This window comes from Paraburkholderia sp. SIMBA_027, assembly GCF_046535315.1.
Taxonomy (GTDB): domain Bacteria; phylum Pseudomonadota; class Gammaproteobacteria; order Burkholderiales; family Burkholderiaceae; genus Paraburkholderia; species Paraburkholderia tropica.
Genome location: NZ_JAWRWY010000011.1, coordinates 229,464 through 247,056 on the forward strand (window position 1 = coordinate 229,464; position 17,593 = coordinate 247,056).

Below are 17,593 nucleotides of genomic sequence, written 5' to 3' on the forward strand. Positions count from 1 at the left end.
TCAATGAAAAAAACCGCTCTCGCCCTCGCCGCCACGCTGGCTTCGATCGCCGGCGTCGCGCACGCGCAAAGCAGCGTCACGCTCTACGGTGCACTCGACACGTCCGTCGCGTTCTTCGGCAATCAGAAGGGCAGCAACGGTTCGGGCAACACGTTCCAGATGATGTCGGGCAACATGTCGCCGAACCTGTGGGGCTTGAAGGGCACGGAAGACCTGGGCAGCGGCCTCTCCGCGATCTTCAAGATCGAGAGCGGCTTCAATATCGATAACGGCAAGTCGGGCCAGGGCGGCCGTCTGTTCGGCCGTACCGCGATGGTCGGCCTGAATTCGACGCAAGGCGGCACGGTCTCGCTGGGTCGTCAGTACGATCCGCTGATCGACCTGCTGCAGCCGATGACCGACGACGTCACGTTCGGCTCCGCGTTCGCCACGCCGGGCGACATGGACAACTACGACAACAGCTACCGCACCAGCAACTCGATCAAGTACACGAGCCCGAACTACGCCGGCCTGCAGGTCAGCGCGATGTACGCGTTCGGCGGCCAGGCGGGCAGCATGGGCGCGGGACAGACGTGGGCCGTCGCGGCCGCGTACAACCACGGTCCGTTCGGCTTCGGCGCGGGCTACTTCAAGGCCAACAGCAACAGCGGCACGGCTGCGACCTTCGACGGCCTGAACCCGAACACCGACGTCAACGTCGACTCGTCGGCGATCACGGGCGGCTTCGTCTCGGCGAACTCGCTGCAGATCATCCGCGCGGTGGGCGACTACAGCTACGGCCCGATGACCTTCGGTCTCGCCTACAGCAACGTCGACTACGCGAACTACCAGAGCGCGGCCGGCGCGAACAGCGACACGAAGTTCAACACGGGACAACTGTTCGTGAACTACCAGGTCACGCCCGTCGCCGTGGTCGGCTTCGGCTACAACTACACGAAGGGTAGCGGCAACGGCGTGAACGCCAGCTACAACCAGTTCAGCCTCGGCGGCGACTACTTCCTCTCGAAGCGCACCGACATCTACGCGCTCGCGGGCTATCAGAAGGCGTCGGGCCGCACGATCGACGCGGACACGGGCGCGCTCGTCAACGCGAACGCTTCGTTCGGCGACTTCGGCAACGACGCGACCACCAACAAGCAGGCGATGGCGATGGTCGGTATCCGCCACCACTTCTGATCGCGGCTGACGGGTTTCCGTTGCTGTCCACGCGCCGGGCGTCACACGACGCCCGGCGCGTTTTTCCTTGTTGCGCCGATTTGTCGCCGACTTGCCAGCGACGCTCCACCGACTCGGCAACGCCATCAACCTCGGTTATAATGCGCGGGTCTTAGGGGAGTAGTCTGCTTTGCGCGCGACGCGCGAAGCGCCGCCGTCAACATAATTGGCACCCAATGCCATGGCGCCGGCAGCCGTTCTTCGGCCTGACGAGACCTATGACGTCTTCCTCCGCACCCGGGCTGGGCGGGAGGATTGCGTCATTGGTCCCAAACGTCCGGCCCGTGGAATGTCAAAACAATAATGTCCCCGACTCTCTGCACGGATCCCTGCAAGGATCTCCGCACGACCCGCAGCACGGCCGACCTGGAGCGCACGTCATGATCTGGACGTTCGCCCTGCTCATTGCCGCAGCCGGCATCATCTATCTGTCCTGCGAAACCTTCGTCAACGGCGTCGAATGGCTCGGCCGGAAGCTCAACATCACGCAGACCGCCACCGGCACGATCCTCGCCGCGTTCGGCACCGCGCTGCCCGAGAGCGTGGTCACGCTCGTCGCGGTGGCATTCGGCACCGATGCCGCGCATAAGGAAATCGGCGTGGGCGCGGCCATTGGCGGCCCGCTCGCGCTGAGCACGGTCGCCTACGCGGTGGTCGGCTTCGCGCTGCTCGCGACGGCCAGACGGGTGGGCCGCGCGCGCGCCGCCGCCGTCGACGCCGACACGCGCCGCCTGCGCCGCGACCAGCTCTGGTTCCTCGCGATCTTCGTCGTGAAGATCGGCATCGGTCTCGTGGTGTTCCAGTTCAAGCCGCTGCTCGGCATTGCGTTTCTCGCGGCCTACGCGTTCTATTGCTGGAAGGAACTGAGCGACGACAGCGGCGACGAGGAAGACGGCATCGAACTCGAACCGCTCAAGCTGCGCCCGCGCGACGCCAATCCGTCGATGGGCTGGATCGCGTTGCAGGTGCTCGGCGCGCTCGCCGTGATTTTCTTTGCCTCGCACCTGTTCGTGCAGCAGATCAGCGCGGTCGGTCCGTGGCTGGGTTTGAGCCCGCAACTGACGGCGCTGCTGTTCAGCCCGATCGCGACCGAACTGCCGGAAATCATGAACGCGATTATCTGGGTGCGCCAGGGCAAGGAGCGGCTCGCGCTCGCCAACATCAGCGGCGCGATGATGATTCAGGCGACCATTCCGACGGCGTTCGGCCTGTTCTTCACGCCGTGGCATCTCGGCGCGCCGTCGATTCTCGCCGCCACGATGACGATGCTCGCGATCCTGTTCCTGCAATGGTCGTTTCGCGCGCCGCAGGTCAAGAGCCGCCAGCTCACTTATGTGGGCGCGCTGTACGCGGTGTTCGCGGCGCTGCTGTTCGTGATTCCGCAGTAAGCGTGGCCACGCGCGGCGGCCGCTGCGTTCAGTTCTGCGGTCAGATTGTTTCCTGATCGCGTGAACGCGCCGCCGTCGCGCCGCCCGTCGCCAGCGTGGCGACGCCCGCATACGCCCAGCAATCGAGCGTTACGCGCAGACCCGGCCGCGCGTCCTCCAGTCCGAGGCCGAAGCCGTGCATACGCATCACGGCCTGCACGAGCGAGAGTCCGAGCCCCGAGCCCGGCGTTTCGCGCGTGCGTTCGCTGCGATAAAAGCGCTGAAAGACGGCGAGGCGTTCGGCGTCGGGAATGCCGGGACCGTTATCGCTCACCTGCACGCTCGGCCCTTGCGCGCCCGTCGCGAGGCGCAATTCCACGCGGCCGCCCGGCGGCGTGAACTTGATGGCGTTATCGAGCAGATTGGCGAGCGCCTCGAACATCAGCGCGTAGTCGGCGCGCACCGTGCTCACGCGCGTCAGTTGCAGCGACAGTTCGACGGCCTTGTCGGCGGCAAGCGGCTGATAGAGATCCGCCAGTTCGCGGCACAAGGTTTCGAGCGCGACGTCGCCGAATCCCGCACGCCGCCGCATGGCTTCGATCTCCGAAATACGCAGCATCGCCGAAAAGCGTTTGAGCACGTCGCTCACGCCATGCGAGGCCTTTTCGATCAGCGTGGCGTGCTCGCCGTCGAGCGTGTCGAGCGGCACGCGCGCGAGATGCGTGCGCACGTGCACGAGCGGCGTGCGCAGGTCGTGCGCGATGCCGTCGCACGCGCCCTTCACTTCGTGCATGAGACGCGAGACTTCGTCGAGCATGTGATTGACGATCTGCGAAAGCCAGCTGATTTCGTCGCGGCCGCCCGCGGGCAAACGCGCGTCGAGGTCGCCGTCGGCAATACGCTGGGCGACGCTGCGCACCGCCTTCACGCGCCGCAATTGCGCCGCCGACACCAGCACGCCCACGCCAAGCCCGCCGAGCATGACCATCGCGGCGCTGCCCGCGAGCCCGCCGAGCATGGTCTCGCGCAGCCGCGCCATTTCGCCCACGTCGCGCGACACCACCAGCAGATTGCCGTCGGGCAGACGCGTCGCGCGCGTGCGCAGATATTGCGGACGGCCCGACGTGGGACCGGTCAGCGTGAGCGGACCCCAGACGCCCACGCCGTTCGAGGCGAGCCGCGACGGAAACACGCCGATGTCGCCGGCCAGCCAGCGCCGGTCGGGCGAAAACAGGCCGTAGAAGTTCACGGGGCGCTGCAACTGGCTGCGGATGTGCGCGGCGAGTTGCGCCTCGACCTGTTGCGGCGGCAGCGCCGAGAAGTAGGCGAACTGCCAGTTGATGTTGTAGTCGGCTTCGCGCGCGGTATAGCTGGCCGACTGCCAGTAATTCAGATAGACCAGCGCGGACATCGAAGCCGAGAACACCAGCGCATAGATCATCAGCAGCCGAAATGTCGTACTGCGCCAGAGACTCATTTTCATCGTATTTCCCCGCGTAGCTGCCCAGTATCGCAAACCGGACTCACCCGAACATGAAAAAATATTTAATCTTCGATAATCAACGCAAATTCCCCGATTTGCGCCGAACGACACAATAAATAAAGTTTAATTCGCAGGCAATGAAGCCGTCGTGACCGAGGCGGACAATACCGAATCACGAGCCCCGCAATCGCGGATTTCGATCCGGAATATGACCCGATTTGAACGCCATATCGGCGCGGATTTGATCCGGATTTGATGCGCTTTCGCGCTCGTATTGGTGTCCGGTTTTCCGGGCCGTCCGCTTAATCGATCCACAGGAAATCCGTCATGAAACGCACGCTTATGCTTGGCCTGATCTCACTCGCCACCGCCCTGCCCGCCGTCACCGCGCTGGCCGCCGCCAACCCCGCCGGGCGCCACGGCGTCGAGCCCATTCAGGTCAAAGCGCAGCTTTATCGCGCATGGCTAAGCGGGACCACCGCCGCCGACGAAAAAAATTCCTATCCGAATGCGCCTTCGGACCGATCCTCAGTATCGGCATCGCGTTGTGGTTATGTGCTTGACCATCCTGGCGCATCGGAATTTCCAGCGATCACACGATCGGTTTGCGCCCAATAACGGTGCGTTATTGAGCGTCTTTGATTATTGGCGTGCTAATTTGTCGCAGGTTTCCTCTGTCGCCATTCGATATATCCGATAAGATATCTCGATTTTCGGCAAGAGAGACTTGTCGATTCAAATAAGCATCATGGCGCTCGCGCGCCATATCGCCCGCCGCAATGCCGATATCGAAGACGCGTCAATTCTTTCAATTCGCTTTAAGCCCGTTTTATCAATCCGCTCGAATTGGCTCGCGCTGTGTTTCTCGCGTGATGAGCGGATTCGCGGCGCGATTCGGTGCGCGTCCCGCATTCGCGTTGAGCGTGGCCGCGCTGTGTGTGCCGCTGGCCGGCTTGATCGGTCTGTGCGCGGGACGCTACCCCCTTGCACCGGAGCAAGTGGCGTTGACGGTGCTCGCCGCGCTGCATCTGCATGCGTGGCCCGCGCACGGGGCGCTGCTGCACGCGGTCGTCATGGAGGCGCGGTTGCCGCGTCTCGTGGCGGCGGCGTTGATCGGCGCCGCGCTGTGCGTCTCGGGCGCGACCTGCCAGGCGGTGTTCCGTAATCCGCTCGTCTCGCCCGGCATGCTCGGCGTGCTCAGCGGCGCGGCCTTCGGCGCGGCGCTCGCGATCGTGCTGGGCGGCGCTGTGGTGCATCGTCTCTGGGTCGAAGCGGGGGCGTTCGCGGGCGGCGTGGCGGCGATGGCCGTGGGCGTCTCGGCGGCCGCGATGCTCGGCGGCGAGCCGGGCGAAGGCGCGCTCGCACGTGGCGGCATCCTCGCGCTGCTGCTCGGCGGCCTCGTCAGCAATGCGCTGTTTTCCGCGCTGGTCTCGCTGCTCAAATACGTCGCGGACCCGCTCAACCAGTTGCCCGCCATCGTCTACTGGTTGCTCGGCTCGCTCGCGCAAACCGGCTGGGCCGATCTCGCGTGGGCCACCGCGCCGCTCGCACTCGGCACGCTGCTGTTGTGTCTCGCCGCCCCGCTGATCGACGGCCTCACGCTCAGCGACGACGAAGCCCGCAGCCTCGGCGTGCCCGTGCAGGCGATTCGCTTCGCCGTCATGGCGCTGGCCACCTTGATCGCCGCGCTGACCGTCGCGCTTGCGGGCATGATCGGCTGGATCGGGCTGCTCGTGCCGAATCTCGTGCGGCCGCTCGTCGGCGCTTCGAATCGCGTGGTCCTGCCGATGAGCGCGCTGGTCGGCGCAATCGCGCTGATGCTCGCCGACACCTGCGCGCGCAGCGTCGCGAGCGCCGAAATTCCGCTCGGCGTGATCACCGAAATGGGCGGCGCGCTCGCCTTCGTGTTCGTGCTGCGCGCGTTGCGCCGCCGTGCGCGCTGACGGCGAGGCGCGACGATGAACCTGCGCTCCAACTGGGACACACTGCCCGCCGCACTCGCCTGCCGCGACGTGACGGTACGGCGCGCGCACGCGACCGTGCTCGACGGCGTGAGCTTCGCGGTGCGCGCGGGCGAACTCGTCTCGCTGCTCGGCGTGAACGGCGCGGGCAAGAGCACGCTGCTGCGCGTGCTGCTCGGACTGATCGCACCCGATGCCGGCGAGGTGCTGCTGCACGGCGAAGCGCTGCATCGCCAGCGGCGTCGCGCAATTGCGCGGCAGGTCGCGTGGGTGCCGCAACATCACGCGCCGCAATTTCCCTACACCGTCGAGCAGATCGTGGCGCTCGGCCGTCTGCCGCATCTTGGCATGGGCTTCGCGTTGTGGCGCGCGCCGCGCCCGCACGATCGCGACGCCGTGCACGCGGCGCTCGACGCCATGCAGATCGGCCATCTCGCGCAGCGCGATTACGGCGCGCTCTCGGGCGGCGAACGCCAGCGCGCCCTGCTCGCCCGCGCGCTCGCGCAAGGCGCGCGCGTCCTGCTGCTCGACGAGCCGTTCAGCGGCCTCGACTACGGCCACCATCTGCGTCTGCTCGATCGGCTCGCGCGGCTCGCGGCCGACGGCTACGCGATCGTCAACACCACGCACCGCCCCGACGACGCCTGCAACGTCTCCATGCGCGTGGCGCTGCTCGACGGCGGCCGCCTCGTTGCCGACGGCGCGCCGCGCGAGGTGCTCGACGCGCGCGCCGTGAGCGCGCTCTATCGCGCACACGTCGAACAGATCGACGTGGACGGCCAGCGTTTCTTTCGCGCGGCGACCGATACGTTCGCTACGGACGATGACGCCGACGCCACCGCCCCACTCGCTTCTTCCCACCCGCCAGCCTCCACCCGATGAATCACCGTCTCCCGTCCCGCTGTGCCGTTTTCGCGTTCGCCGCTACCTGTGCCTTCACTGCCTCACGCAATGCACATGCAGAGGATACCGAAACAACCCCGCCGGCAAAGCGCGTCACCACACCCACGCAGAACCAGGCGACCCAGACCGCCACACTGCCCACCGTCGCCGTGAACGCAAAGGCCAACACTGCCGATACAGCCGACACGCCGCGCAGCACCACCGCGAGCCTCGGCCCGCTCGGCAACGTCAAACGCGTGGACACGCCGTACACAGTCAACGTGGTGACGCAGGAAGTGATCGCCGACCAGCAGCTCAAGAGCATTCCCGACGCGCTGCGCCTGCTGCCTTCGGTGCAAGGCGACGGCGCGCGCCCGCAGAGCCGCGGCATTCAAGGCAGCGTGGTACAGAACAGCCGCATCGACGGCCTCAACGCGGTCTCGACCACCGACTATCCGCTCGAAGAATTCGACCGTATCGAAGTGATGAACGGCCTCGCGGGCGCGCTCTACGGCCCGGCAAATCCGGCGGGCACGTTCAACTTCATCCAGAAGCGTCCGACCGACGACCGCCAGCTTCACTTCATGCTCGGCTACGGTTCGCAGACGCGCTTCCTGCGCGGGCTCGACGTTTCGGATCGCGTGGGGCCGTCGAAGGCCATCGGCTATCGCCTCACGCTGCTCGACGAAACCGGCACGGGCTATACCGACCACAGCTCGCTGCGCCGCCAGCTCGCGAGCGTCGCGTTCGATTTCCATCTGTCGCGCGACACGGTGATCGAGGCCAACTACAGCCACTATCACTACGTGACGAAGGGCTTTCCCGCAACGTTCGCGCTCGCGAGCGGCGTGCATTTCCCGGCCGCGCTCGATCCCACCAACGCGGCCTACGGCTCGTCCAACGGCGGCAACGACGACACGACCGACACCGGCACGCTGCGTCTGCGTCACGACTTTTCGCCGAACTGGCATCTCGAAGCGGCCGTGCTGCGCCAGATCGCCGACCGCGAATCGACCACGCCCACCAACACGCTGATCGACAACGCGGGCGACTACAAGACCACGATCTCCACCGCAACCGCAAGCCGATTCACGATCACGAGCAACCTGCTCTATCTGCGCGGCCACGTGGATACCGGCGCGATCCAGCACGACGTGAGCATCGGCACGAGCGGCTTTCTGTGGGACAACTTCAATCCGGTCGCGGGCGGCACGGCCACGCTCGGCAGCGCGAGTCTCGCGAATCCGCAGTCGTTCGCGGTCACGGGCGCGCCCGATTTCGAGCATCGCTATCAGTCGGCGCAGAGCGCGCAGCAATCGCTGATCGCGAGCGACGACATCACCGTGTCGCCGCACTGGTCGGTGCTGCTCGCGGGCAGCCAAAGCTGGCTCTCGACGCACAACTACAACGTGAAGGGCGCGCAGACGAGCGAGTCGGCGAATCAGGGTCTCTCGGGCGCAGCGAGCCTGATCTTCAAGCCGCGCGCGAACCAGAGCCTCTACGTGACTTACGCGGACAGTCTCCAGCAAGGCGACACCGCGCCCGCCGGTTCGACCAACGCGGGCAACATTCTCGATCCGTATCGCAGCAAGCAGTGGGAAGTGGGCTACAAGCTCGCACTCGCGCGCCTGAACGCGTCGGTGGCGGCGTTCCGCATCACGCGCCCGTATGCGTACACGCTTGCAGACGGCACCTACGGCACGGCGGGCAATCAGGTGAATCGCGGCGTGGAAGTCATGCTCGACGGCAACGCCACGCGCAATCTCACGCTGTTCGGCGGCTTCACGTGGCTCGATCCGCGACTGTTCGATACGGGCAGCGCGAGCACCGAGGGCAAGCGCATCGTCGGCCTGCCCGAATTCGCGCTGAACGTGCTGATGCAATACAAGGTGCCGCAGGTGCCGGGGCTCTTCACGAATCTCAACGTGCACTACGTGGGCGCGCGTCCGACCGATAACGCGAATACGTGGTCGGTCGGTTCGTACACGACGCTCGATCTCGGCGTGGGCTATCTCGCCGACATCCTCGATCGCGCCGTGACGTTCCGCCTCTCCGTCGATAACGTCACGAACCGCCATTACTGGACCAATATCGTGCCGGGCGGCCTGAACGGCTATACGGGTTCGGGCAACGCCACGGCGCAGCTCGGCGCGCCGCGCACGGTGACGGCTTCGGTGGAGTTCGATCTGTGATGACGTCTCGCCTTTTCCACCAACTCACGCGCGCCGCCGCCTCACTCGCGCTCTGCGCGTCGATGCTTGCCGCGAGTCTCGCGACAACGCCCGCCTATGCGCAGCCCAAAACCCGTATCGCCGATCTCTGGTTCGCGCACAACGCGGTGGTGATGATGCTCGGCTCCGCGAACGACGTGGTCGCGACGGTCGCGCGCAAGCAGGCCTTGCCGTGGATGTTCCGTGTCGCGCCCGCGCTCGCGCAGGCGCAATCCGTGAATGGAGCGACAGCGAACGCCGAAGACCTGCTGCGCCTGAACGCCGATGTCGTGTTCGCCAGCACCGGCGACCCGACGATCGCCGCCATGCGCCGCCTCGGCCTGGACGTCGTGCCCGTCGGTTTCGACGATTACGCGTCGATGCTCCGCTGCGTCGATCTCACCGCGCAAACGCTCGATACCCCGCTCGCACGCGAGCGCGCGCAGGACTATCGCGCGTATCTCCAGAGCACGCTCGACGACACGGCGCATACGCTCGCCACGCACGGCTCGCACGCACAGCCGCGCGTGCTGCATGTGGCGTCGCTCGCGCCGCTCAAGGTCGACGGCGCGGATACGATCGTCGATCAGTGGATACACGCGGCGGGCGCGCGCAACGCCGCCGACGGCCTCACCGGCAATCTCAAGCCGGTCTCGATCGAGCAGGTGCTCGCGTGGCATCCCGACGTGGTGATCCTCGCGGCCAACGCGGGCTCGATCGCGCAATCGCCGCAACGCGCGCTGTGGGAGACGCTCGACGCCGTGCGCGCGCAGCGTGTCTATCGCAATCCGATGGGCGTGTTTCCGTGGGACCGCTACGGCCCCGAAGCCGCGTTGCAGATCCGCTGGGCCGCGCGCACGCTGCATCCGGAAGCGTTCGCGGGTGCAGGCGCGAACGATACGCTCGTCGCGCAAACGCAGCACTTCTATGCGCGTTTCTATGGCTACGCGCTGTCCGCGCAAGACGCGCAGCGCATGCTCGCGGGCGAACCGCCGCTGCCGGACTGAGGCACGCGCGCACAAACAAAAAGCCCGCGAACGCAGCACGTTCGCGGGCTTTTTCGTTGCGGCAACGAGGGATGAAAACCTCAATGCATCGCGTGCAGATACAGATACAGCGTCGAAGCGGCCACGCCGCCGACGAGCGGCCCGAGGACCGGAATCCACGCATAGCGCCAGTCGCTGTCACGCTTGCCCGGAATCGGCAGCAGCGCGTGCATGATGCGCGGCGAGAGATCGCGCGCGGGGCTCATCGCATAGCCCGTGGGACCGCCCAGCGAGATGCCGATGCCGAGCACCAGCAGACCGACCGGCAGCGCGTCGAGTGCGCCGAGGCCCACTTGCGGCGCGGCCAGATACAGCACGCCGAGAATCAGCACGAAGGTGGCGATGGCTTCGGTGATCACGTTGTGACGCACGCTGCGGATCGCGGGCGCCGTGCAGAACACCGCGAGCTTCAGATCGGCGTCTTCCTCGTTGGCGAAATGCTGGCGATACGCGAGCCAGACGAGGAACGCGCCGGCCATGCCGCCGAGCATCTGCGCGGCCACGTAGCCGCCCACTTTCGACCACGCGAACTTGCCCGCCAGCGCGAGGCTGATGGTCACGATTGGGTTCAGATGCGCGCCGCTGTACGAAGCCGTCACGTAGACGGCCACGAACACGGCCATCGCCCAGCCCATCACGATCACGATCAGGTCCGCGCCGCGGCCCTTGGTTTTCGCCAGCAGCACGTTGGCCACGGCGCCGTTGCCGAGCAGCACGAGAATGGCTGTGCCGATAAATTCTGCAATATAGGGTGACATGTCGTCTCTCTCTTCCGCGGCGGGCGTCTACCGTCTACCCGCTCGCGGATATGATTTTGATTATTTATTTCGGGTTACTGATCAATGGCGCGAATTGCGCCATGCCGGTTTCATTTCCCGTCGTCGGCCCAGGCCTTGGCGGCGCGCACCGCACGCTGCCAGCCCGCGCGGCAGGCGTCCACCTGCGAAGCGGCCATCGCGGGCGAGAAGCGGCGATCCACGTGCCACTGGCTTTGCAGCTCGTCCACGTTCTTCCAGTAGCCGATCGCGAGACCAGCGAGATACGCGGCGCCCAGCGCCGTGGTCTCGGTGATCTGCGGACGCACCGCATCCACGCCGAGCAGGTCGGCCTGGAACTGCATCAGCAGATTGTTCGCGCTCGCGCCGCCGTCCACGCGCAGCTCGCCCACGCTGATGCCCGAGTCCGCTTCCATCGCGGCCAGCACGTCGAGCGACTGATACGCGATCGAGTCCAGCGCCGCGCGCGCCAGATGCGCCGAGCTCGTGCCGCGCGTCACGCCGAACAGCGAACCGCGTGCGCGGGCGTTCCAGTGCGGCGCGCCCAGACCCGCGAAGGCGGGCACGAGATACACGCCGTCGGTGTGCGGCACGCTCGCGGCCAGCGCTTCGATTTCCGCCGCGCTCTTGATGATGCCGAGGCCGTCGCGCAGCCATTGCACCACCGCGCCCGCGATGAAGATGCTGCCTTCGAGCGCGTAATTCACCTGGTCGCCGATCTGCCAGGCGATGGTCGTGACGAGGTTGTTCTTCGACTCGATGGGCTTGTCGCCCGTGTTCATCATCAGGAAGCAGCCCGTGCCGTAGGTGTTCTTCACCATGCCGGTGTGCGTGCACATCTGGCCGAACAGCGCGGCCTGCTGGTCGCCCGCGATGCCCGCGAGCGGAATCTTCGAGGCGAACACCGTGGTCTTCGTCGGCCCGTAGATTTCCGATGACGAACGCACTTCGGGCAGCATGCTGCGCGGAATGTCGAGCGCGTCGAGCAGTTCGCTGTCCCACTGGCGCGTGTGGATGTTGAAGAGCATCGAGCGCGACGCATTGGTCACGTCGGTCACGTGCAGTTCGTGCTTCGTGAAGTTCCAGACCAGCCAGCTGTCGACCGTGCCGAACGCGAGCTTGCCCTGACGCGCCTTTTCGCGCGCGCCTTCGACGTTGTCGAGAATCCAGCGGATCTTGGTGCCCGAGAAGTACGAGTCGATCGGCAGACCGGTCTTCGCGCGCACTTTCTCTTCGAGGCCTTGCGCCTTGAGCTGATCGCAGAAGTCGGCCGTGCGGCGGTCCTGCCAGACGATGGCGTTGTAGATCGGATGACCCGTTTCGCGGTCCCACACGATGGTGGTTTCGCGCTGGTTCGTGATGCCGATCGCGGCGATGTTGGTGCCGTTCAGGCCCGCGCGCGTGACGGCCTCGGCGGCCACGCCGGCCTGCGATGCCCAGATTTCCTGCGGATCGTGCTCGACCCAGCCCGGTCGCGGATAGATCTGCTCGAATTCCTTCTGGGCGCTCGACACGATGCGGCCCTGGCGGTCGAACAACATGGCGCGGGAACTCGTGGTGCCCTGGTCGAGCGCGAGGATGTACTGTTGATCCTGCATGTCTCTCATCTCCGTCCGTACGTAGTTGTGATTCGCGCCGCTTGAGCGCGGCGCGTTGGGGTTACTGCCATGCGGTACTTACTGCCGATGACTGCCGATGCAACCGCGGCCGCGTCAGTGCGTGACCGACACCGGCGGGAGCGGCGACATCGGCGACATCGGCGCGCGGCTCGCGGCAAACCACGCTTCGAGCGCGGCGGCAACCGCGTCGAGCGTGCCGGGCGCCACGTGCAGGCCGAGCTTCGAGCGGCGCCACAGCACGTCCTGCGCACAGGTCGCGAACTCGGTGTCGCGCAGATAACGCAACTCGGCTTCGTAAATGCCGGGAGCGATCTGCGCGCCCAGACCGTCGAGCGACGCCGCGCCGCCAATCAGACGTTCGGCGCGCGTGCCGTAAGCGCGCGCGTAGCGCTGCGCGAGCGGCGCGGGCAGCCAGGCGAAGCGCTTCGTGAACGCCGCGGCGAACGCGTCGAAACGCGCATTGGCGATATCGCCGCCCGGCAGCGGCTGGCCCGCCGTCCATGCGCCCGCCGTGCTGCCGAGCGCGCGGCACAGCATGTCGCCGGCCTCTTCCGCGAGCTTGCGGAAGGTCGTGATCTTGCCGCCGAACACCGAGAGCAGCGGCGCGCCGTCGGCTTCGTCGAGTTCGAGACGATAGTCGCGCGTGACCGCCGAGGCATCCTTCGCACCTTCTTCCTCGAGCAACGGACGCACGCCCGAGTAAGTCCAGTGCACATCGGAGGGCGAGATCTTACGCTTGAAATAGCGATTGATCGACTCGCAGAGGTAACGCGTTTCATCGCCGTCGATGGCGACCTTGGCCGGATCGTTGCGATATTCCACGTCCGTGGTGCCGATCAGCGTGAAGTCGTGCTCGTACGGAATCGCGAAAATGATGCGCTTGTCCGGGTTCTGGAAAATGTAGGCGTGGTCGTGATCGAACAGACGCTTCGTCACGATATGGCTGCCCTTCACGAGGCGCACGCTGTGTTGCGCGCCTTGTCCGAGCGCGCCGTGCAGCACCTCGCCCACCCACGGACCGGCCGCGTTGGCGATGGCGCGCGCGCGCACGTCGAAGGTGCTGCCGTCGGCGCGGCGCAGCGTGGCGAGCCATTCGCCGCCCTGCGCGTGCTTCACGCGGCGCGCGTCCACGAGCTGCGTGCGCGTGAGAATGCGTGCGCCGCGTTCCTGCGCGTCGAGCGCGTTGAGCACGACGAGACGCGCGTCGTCCACCCAGCCGTCCGAATAGACGAAGCCGCGCTTGATCGAATCGATCAGCGGCGCGCCGGCCGCGTGACGGCGCATGTCGATGCCGCGCGAGCCCGGCAGCAATTCGCGCTTCGCGAGGTGATCGTAGAGAAAGAGACCGAGGCGGATGAGCCATGCGGGGCGCAGATTCGGCATGTGCGGCATGACGAAACGCAGCGGCCACATGATGTGCGGCGCGGCGCGCAGCAACGTTTCACGTTCTTGCAGCGCTTTGCGCACGAGACCGAATTCGCGGTACTCGAGATAGCGCAGACCGCCGTGAATCAGCTTGGTGCTGGCCGACGAGGTATGCGAGGCGAGGTCGTCCTGTTCGCAAAGGAGCACGGACAGGCCGCGCCCGGCTGCGTCGCGCGCGATGCCCGCGCCGTTGATCCCGCCGCCCACGACGAGCAGATCGTACCGATTCTCTTGAGTCACCTGCGTTTCCTGATAGTGGCCGAGGCGGCACCCGGAGCGACGCAGTCGTCGCAACATCGAGTGCCGGATCGCCTTGCGCCCCATGTCGCCATGGGCGAACCCGAAATGTTCGAATCCGAAATCTAACGAACAAAATCGAAAAAGTAAAGTTCGTTTTGGCGAGCACAGGCGAAATGCGGGAAATGCGCCCGAATTGGCGCAGAATCAGCGGAAATTTAGGGGTTTTCCCGGAAGAAACACCGAAAGTGGCGCTACAAAAGACGCGCAAAGCGAACCGGATGGGCGCCGGAAAGGCGACAAAACGAACACATTCAGCTTTCGAATGTGTTCGTCTGATGTTCGTTTTGGGCTGAGGAAGTGCTTGAAGCAGCGTCCGCGCGCTTCGCGAACGCGCGCTTCGACCGCAGAGCGCGGTCGGTCGGGCAATGAATCAGCCTATGGATCGGGCGCTTAGGTCGAGCGCGTAATGAAATGATCGGCGGCGCCCTTGGGCAGTCGAATCGCGTCGACGATACTGCCGAGCGCCACGATGCCGATCAGCACGAACGCCACCCGATATTCGATGCCGCTGCCATGCCAATCGGCGTGAAGCGCAACGAAATGACCGAGCCGCACGCCCAGCGCGCCGAGCGTGATGCCGGCCGCCATGGCGATCTGCGATGCCGTATTGAAGAGACTGTTCGCGTCGGACATGCGTTCTTTCGCGACATCGGCGTAAGCGATCGTGCCGAGCACCGTGAACTGCATCGACCGCGTCATACCGCTGAGGAACAGCAACAGCACCGTGATCGGCACGGGCGTGTCTTGCTGGAGCCACGCGCACGCCGCGAGGCACACCGCGCAGAACACGCCGTTCCAGATCATGACCGGACGATACCCGAAGCGTTGCAGAATCGGCGTGGTGACCGACTTCATCGCGAGATTGCCCGCGAACACGGCGAGCACGAGCAGGCCCGAATGAAAGGCGTCGTAGCCGAAACCGACCTGAAACATCAACGGCAGCAGAAACGGCGCGCTGCCGATCGCCATGCGCGCGAGCGAACCGCCGCGCAGCGCGGCGCGAAAGGTTGGAATCGAACACGCGGACAAATCGACGAGCGGATCGCGCGCACGCATCAAATGGCGAATCGCCACGATCAGCAGCGCGATGCCGACGGCAAGCATGGCGAAGGCCATGGCGTCGAGACGCGCATCGGCGCGTTCGAGGCCCGTGAGCAGCGTGAACGTTCCCGCGCCGCTCAGCAGGAAGCCGGTCCAGTCGAAGCGGCGCTCGCGCGCTTCCCGCGCGTCGGGGATGATGAAACACGCGACGACCAGCGCGATCAGACCGATCGGCACGTTCAGGTAGAAAATCCAGCGCCAGCCGAAATGCGTCGTGATAAAGCCGCCGACCGGCGGCCCGAGCACCGGCGCGATCAGCGCGGGCCAGATGAGCGACTGCATCGCGGCCATGAGCCGCTCCTTCGGCGTGGAGCGCATGACCACGAGCCGCCCGACCGGCACCATCAACGCGCCCGCAATGCCCTGAATCACGCGCAGGACCACGAAGCTCACGAGGCCGTTGGAGACGCCGCACAGCGCCGATGTCAGCGTGAACAGGGCGATCGCGAAAGCGAACACGCGCCGCGCGCCGAAGCGGTCGACCACCCAGCCGCTCGCCGGCACGAACACGCCGAGCGCGAGCAGATACGCGCTCACGCCGATGTTCAGCGCGACCGCCGTGGTGCCGAATGAACGCGCCATCGCGGGCAGCGCCGTGGCGATCACGGTGCCGTCGAGAATCTCCATGAAAAGCGCGCCGGTCACGAGAATCATGATCGCGCGCACGCGTGCGGCGGGTGGTAAGGGCGTGGCGGGTGACGGAGGGGGCATACGGTCAGCGGGTCAGCGAGTCAGTGCGCAGGCGCGTCGATCCCTGAAGGGCCGCGGTCTGCGCATCGACCTGAATTATCGAAAAACATATCGTACGATATTTTTTCGTCTTTTGCTGCCGCGTGCGGAGGATTCTTGCGGCGACGCGCCATGATCGGGCGATGATCGCGCCCCGATCGCGCCTCGGCTCCGCTGGAATCGATCGCAGTCCAAACCGATGATCCGAAAAATCGTACTCGCGTGCGACGATCGTCGTAGCAACGCTGCGAGCCTTGCATGCAACGAAAGCCTTCGATCAGAAAACGTAAGCCGGGCACGCATGCGCGACGACGAACAAACAGGGCCCGCGCTGAAAGCTAAAACACGGCGCTCGGGGTATATCGCCATTCGCTTGTCACGTCGTTTATGCAAAGATACGACGATATTCACAGCGCTTTTCTCAAGGCGCCAATCGAGAAAGTAGAGAAAGTCGCCCGCGTGCCTTGCCTGAAAGGCGCTGCGTACCGGCGAAGTTCCAAATGCAATGGCGGCCGCGCGTGACTGGCCGTTCAGGAGACAGCATGACCCACGGCGTAATAATCAGTAACGCCCCTCGCCTCCCACCCGACGAGCGCCGCGTCGGCGCGGTTCCCAAAGTCCGGCTCTATGTCGAGCAGCGCAAAGAAGAAAACTGGTTCGTGCACGTCGGTCACGTGACCGAACGCGGGCGCTGGCGCACCGAGCCGCACGCGCATCCGGGCTACGGGCAATTGATCTTCGTGCGCAACGGCTGCGGCGTGATGAATCTCGAAGGCCGCAGCGTGGCGTTTGAAGGCCCCTGCGCGCTGATCGTGCCCACCGACTGCATCCACGGACTCGACTACAAGGTCGATGTCGACCGCTGGGTCGTCACGATCGAAGTGTCCTGGCTCACACAGGTCAACGCGAAGCTGCGCGAGTTCATCGCACTCTGGTCCGCGCCGCGCATGATTCCGTTCGTTCATTGCGGCGATGCCGCCAACGAAATCTACGCCATCGTTCAGCGCCTGAAACACGAAATCGAAACGAATGCGGTCGGCCAGATCGCGGGCACCGAAGCCTTGCTCACGATGCTGCTGCTGACGCTGATTCGCACCGCGCGCCTCGAACCGGCCACGCACGACAGCATGCCGCGCCACGACGTGCGCCTCGTCGAGCGTTTTCGCAAACTGATCGACGAGCATTACCGCAGCAATCTGCCGCTTCAGGACTACGCGTCGATGCTCGCGGTTTCGCTGGTGCAATTGCGCGCCGCGTGCGCCTCCGCGAAAGAAAAGAGCCCGACTAAAATGATTCACGCGCGCATTATTACCGAAGCGAAGCGCGAACTCATTTTCGGCGATATGTCGGTCGAGCAGATTGCGTTCTGGCTCGGCTTCGCGGATGCCGCCTATTTCACGCGCTTCTTTCGCCGCGAAGTCGGACAGACGCCCAGTCAGTTTCGAACCGAAGCACGGCGCTGATGTCGAAGCGCGGGTG

Annotated in this window: 13 protein-coding genes and 1 riboswitch; of the genes, 8 read left to right on the plus strand and 5 right to left on the minus strand. The window is 65.5% G+C overall.

All coding sequences use genetic code 11. From position 1 onward, the window contains the following. The first annotated feature begins 3 nt into the window (after nt 1-3). Both SB764_RS21975 and SB764_RS21980 read left to right on the plus strand, forming a co-directional pair. A complete protein-coding gene (locus tag SB764_RS21975; protein WP_065057510.1) occupies nt 4-1,176 on the plus strand; it encodes a porin in 1,173 nt (390 codons plus the stop codon). Nucleotides 1,177-1,315: 139 nt separating this feature from the next. Further along, nucleotides 1,316-1,501: riboswitch (yybP-ykoY riboswitch) on the plus strand. A gap of 94 nt (nt 1,502-1,595) precedes the next feature. Beyond that, nucleotides 1,596-2,603, plus strand: coding sequence for a sodium:calcium antiporter (locus SB764_RS21980; protein WP_065057509.1), 1,008 nt, complete (start codon nt 1,596-1,598; stop codon nt 2,601-2,603). Nucleotides 2,604-2,643: 40 nt separating this feature from the next. Here the strand turns inward: SB764_RS21980 and SB764_RS21985 are convergent, their stop codons facing one another. Continuing rightward, the gene (locus SB764_RS21985; protein ID WP_110330042.1) at nt 2,644-4,065 is read right to left on the minus strand and encodes a sensor histidine kinase; all 1,422 of its coding nucleotides are present in this window, start codon (nt 4,063-4,065) and stop codon (nt 2,644-2,646) included. Nucleotides 4,066-4,392: 327 nt separating this feature from the next. Between SB764_RS21985 and SB764_RS21990 the strand changes: the two genes are divergently transcribed. The 5 genes from SB764_RS21990 (at nt 4,393) to SB764_RS22010 (ending at nt 10,125) form a co-directional block, all read left to right on the plus strand. Next, nucleotides 4,393-4,683 (plus strand): hypothetical protein, encoded by a 291-nt coding sequence (locus SB764_RS21990; protein WP_124262198.1) that lies wholly within the window; start codon nt 4,393-4,395, stop codon nt 4,681-4,683. A 254-nt stretch (nt 4,684-4,937) separates the two neighbouring features. Next, a complete protein-coding gene (locus SB764_RS21995; RefSeq protein ID WP_321871815.1) occupies nt 4,938-6,008 on the plus strand; it encodes an iron ABC transporter permease in 1,071 nt (356 codons plus the stop codon). Between the two features lie 15 nt (nt 6,009-6,023). After that, nucleotides 6,024-6,908 (plus strand): ABC transporter ATP-binding protein, encoded by an 885-nt coding sequence (locus SB764_RS22000; protein ID WP_410864868.1) that lies wholly within the window; start codon nt 6,024-6,026, stop codon nt 6,906-6,908. A gap of 170 nt (nt 6,909-7,078) precedes the next feature. Next, the gene (locus SB764_RS22005) at nt 7,079-9,100 is read left to right on the plus strand and encodes a TonB-dependent receptor (protein ID WP_202035054.1); all 2,022 of its coding nucleotides are present in this window, start codon (nt 7,079-7,081) and stop codon (nt 9,098-9,100) included. After that, nucleotides 9,100-10,125, plus strand: coding sequence for an ABC transporter substrate-binding protein (locus SB764_RS22010; RefSeq protein ID WP_410864870.1), 1,026 nt, complete (start codon nt 9,100-9,102; stop codon nt 10,123-10,125). Before SB764_RS22005 ends, SB764_RS22010 begins: the two co-directional genes overlap by 1 nt. Nucleotides 10,126-10,205: 80 nt before the next feature. On the opposite strand, the gene SB764_RS22015 is transcribed toward SB764_RS22010, so the two are convergent. From SB764_RS22015 to SB764_RS22030, 4 genes are all read right to left on the minus strand, one after another. Further along, on the minus strand, nt 10,206-10,922 hold the full coding sequence (locus SB764_RS22015) for an MIP/aquaporin family protein (RefSeq protein WP_065057506.1): 717 nt from the start codon (nt 10,920-10,922) through the stop codon (nt 10,206-10,208). 110 nt (nt 10,923-11,032) lie between these two features. Then, nucleotides 11,033-12,538 carry a glycerol kinase GlpK gene (glpK, locus tag SB764_RS22020; RefSeq protein WP_065057505.1) on the minus strand — a complete coding sequence of 502 codons (1,506 nt, stop codon included), beginning with the start codon at nt 12,536-12,538 and terminating at the stop codon, nt 11,033-11,035. Between the two features lie 114 nt (nt 12,539-12,652). After that, a complete protein-coding gene (glpD, locus tag SB764_RS22025; protein WP_410864872.1) occupies nt 12,653-14,224 on the minus strand; it encodes a glycerol-3-phosphate dehydrogenase in 1,572 nt (523 codons plus the stop codon). 450 nt (nt 14,225-14,674) lie between these two features. After that, nucleotides 14,675-16,096: a DHA2 family efflux MFS transporter permease subunit gene (locus SB764_RS22030; RefSeq protein ID WP_074987809.1), complete on the minus strand. Its 1,422-nt coding sequence runs from the start codon at nt 16,094-16,096 to the stop codon at nt 14,675-14,677. A gap of 560 nt (nt 16,097-16,656) precedes the next feature. Here SB764_RS22030 and SB764_RS22035 point away from each other — a divergent pair. Then, a complete protein-coding gene (locus tag SB764_RS22035) occupies nt 16,657-17,577 on the plus strand; it encodes a helix-turn-helix domain-containing protein (protein WP_082991640.1) in 921 nt (306 codons plus the stop codon). The last annotated feature ends 16 nt before the right edge of the window (nt 17,578-17,593 follow it).

Bases quoted from the DNA above. Each gene is read 5' to 3' on its own strand.
- SB764_RS21990 (WP_124262198.1), top strand. From the start codon at position 4,393: ATGAAACGCACGCTTATGCTTGGCCTGATCTCACTCGCCACCGCCCTG.
- SB764_RS22035 (WP_082991640.1), top strand. From the start codon at position 16,657: ATGACCCACGGCGTAATAATCAGTAACGCCCCTCGCCTCCCACCCGAC.
- SB764_RS21995 (WP_321871815.1), top strand. From the start codon at position 4,938: ATGAGCGGATTCGCGGCGCGATTCGGTGCGCGTCCCGCATTCGCGTTG.
- SB764_RS21975 (WP_065057510.1), top strand. From the start codon at position 4: ATGAAAAAAACCGCTCTCGCCCTCGCCGCCACGCTGGCTTCGATCGCC.
- SB764_RS22000 (WP_410864868.1), top strand. From the start codon at position 6,024: ATGAACCTGCGCTCCAACTGGGACACACTGCCCGCCGCACTCGCCTGC.
- SB764_RS22030 (WP_074987809.1), bottom strand. From the start codon at position 16,096: ATGCCCCCTCCGTCACCCGCCACGCCCTTACCACCCGCCGCACGCGTG.
- SB764_RS21985 (WP_110330042.1), bottom strand. From the start codon at position 4,065: ATGAAAATGAGTCTCTGGCGCAGTACGACATTTCGGCTGCTGATGATC.
- SB764_RS22010 (WP_410864870.1), top strand. From the start codon at position 9,100: ATGACGTCTCGCCTTTTCCACCAACTCACGCGCGCCGCCGCCTCACTC.
- SB764_RS22015 (WP_065057506.1), bottom strand. From the start codon at position 10,922: ATGTCACCCTATATTGCAGAATTTATCGGCACAGCCATTCTCGTGCTG.
- SB764_RS21980 (WP_065057509.1), top strand. From the start codon at position 1,596: ATGATCTGGACGTTCGCCCTGCTCATTGCCGCAGCCGGCATCATCTAT.
- glpK (WP_065057505.1), bottom strand. From the start codon at position 12,538: ATGCAGGATCAACAGTACATCCTCGCGCTCGACCAGGGCACCACGAGT.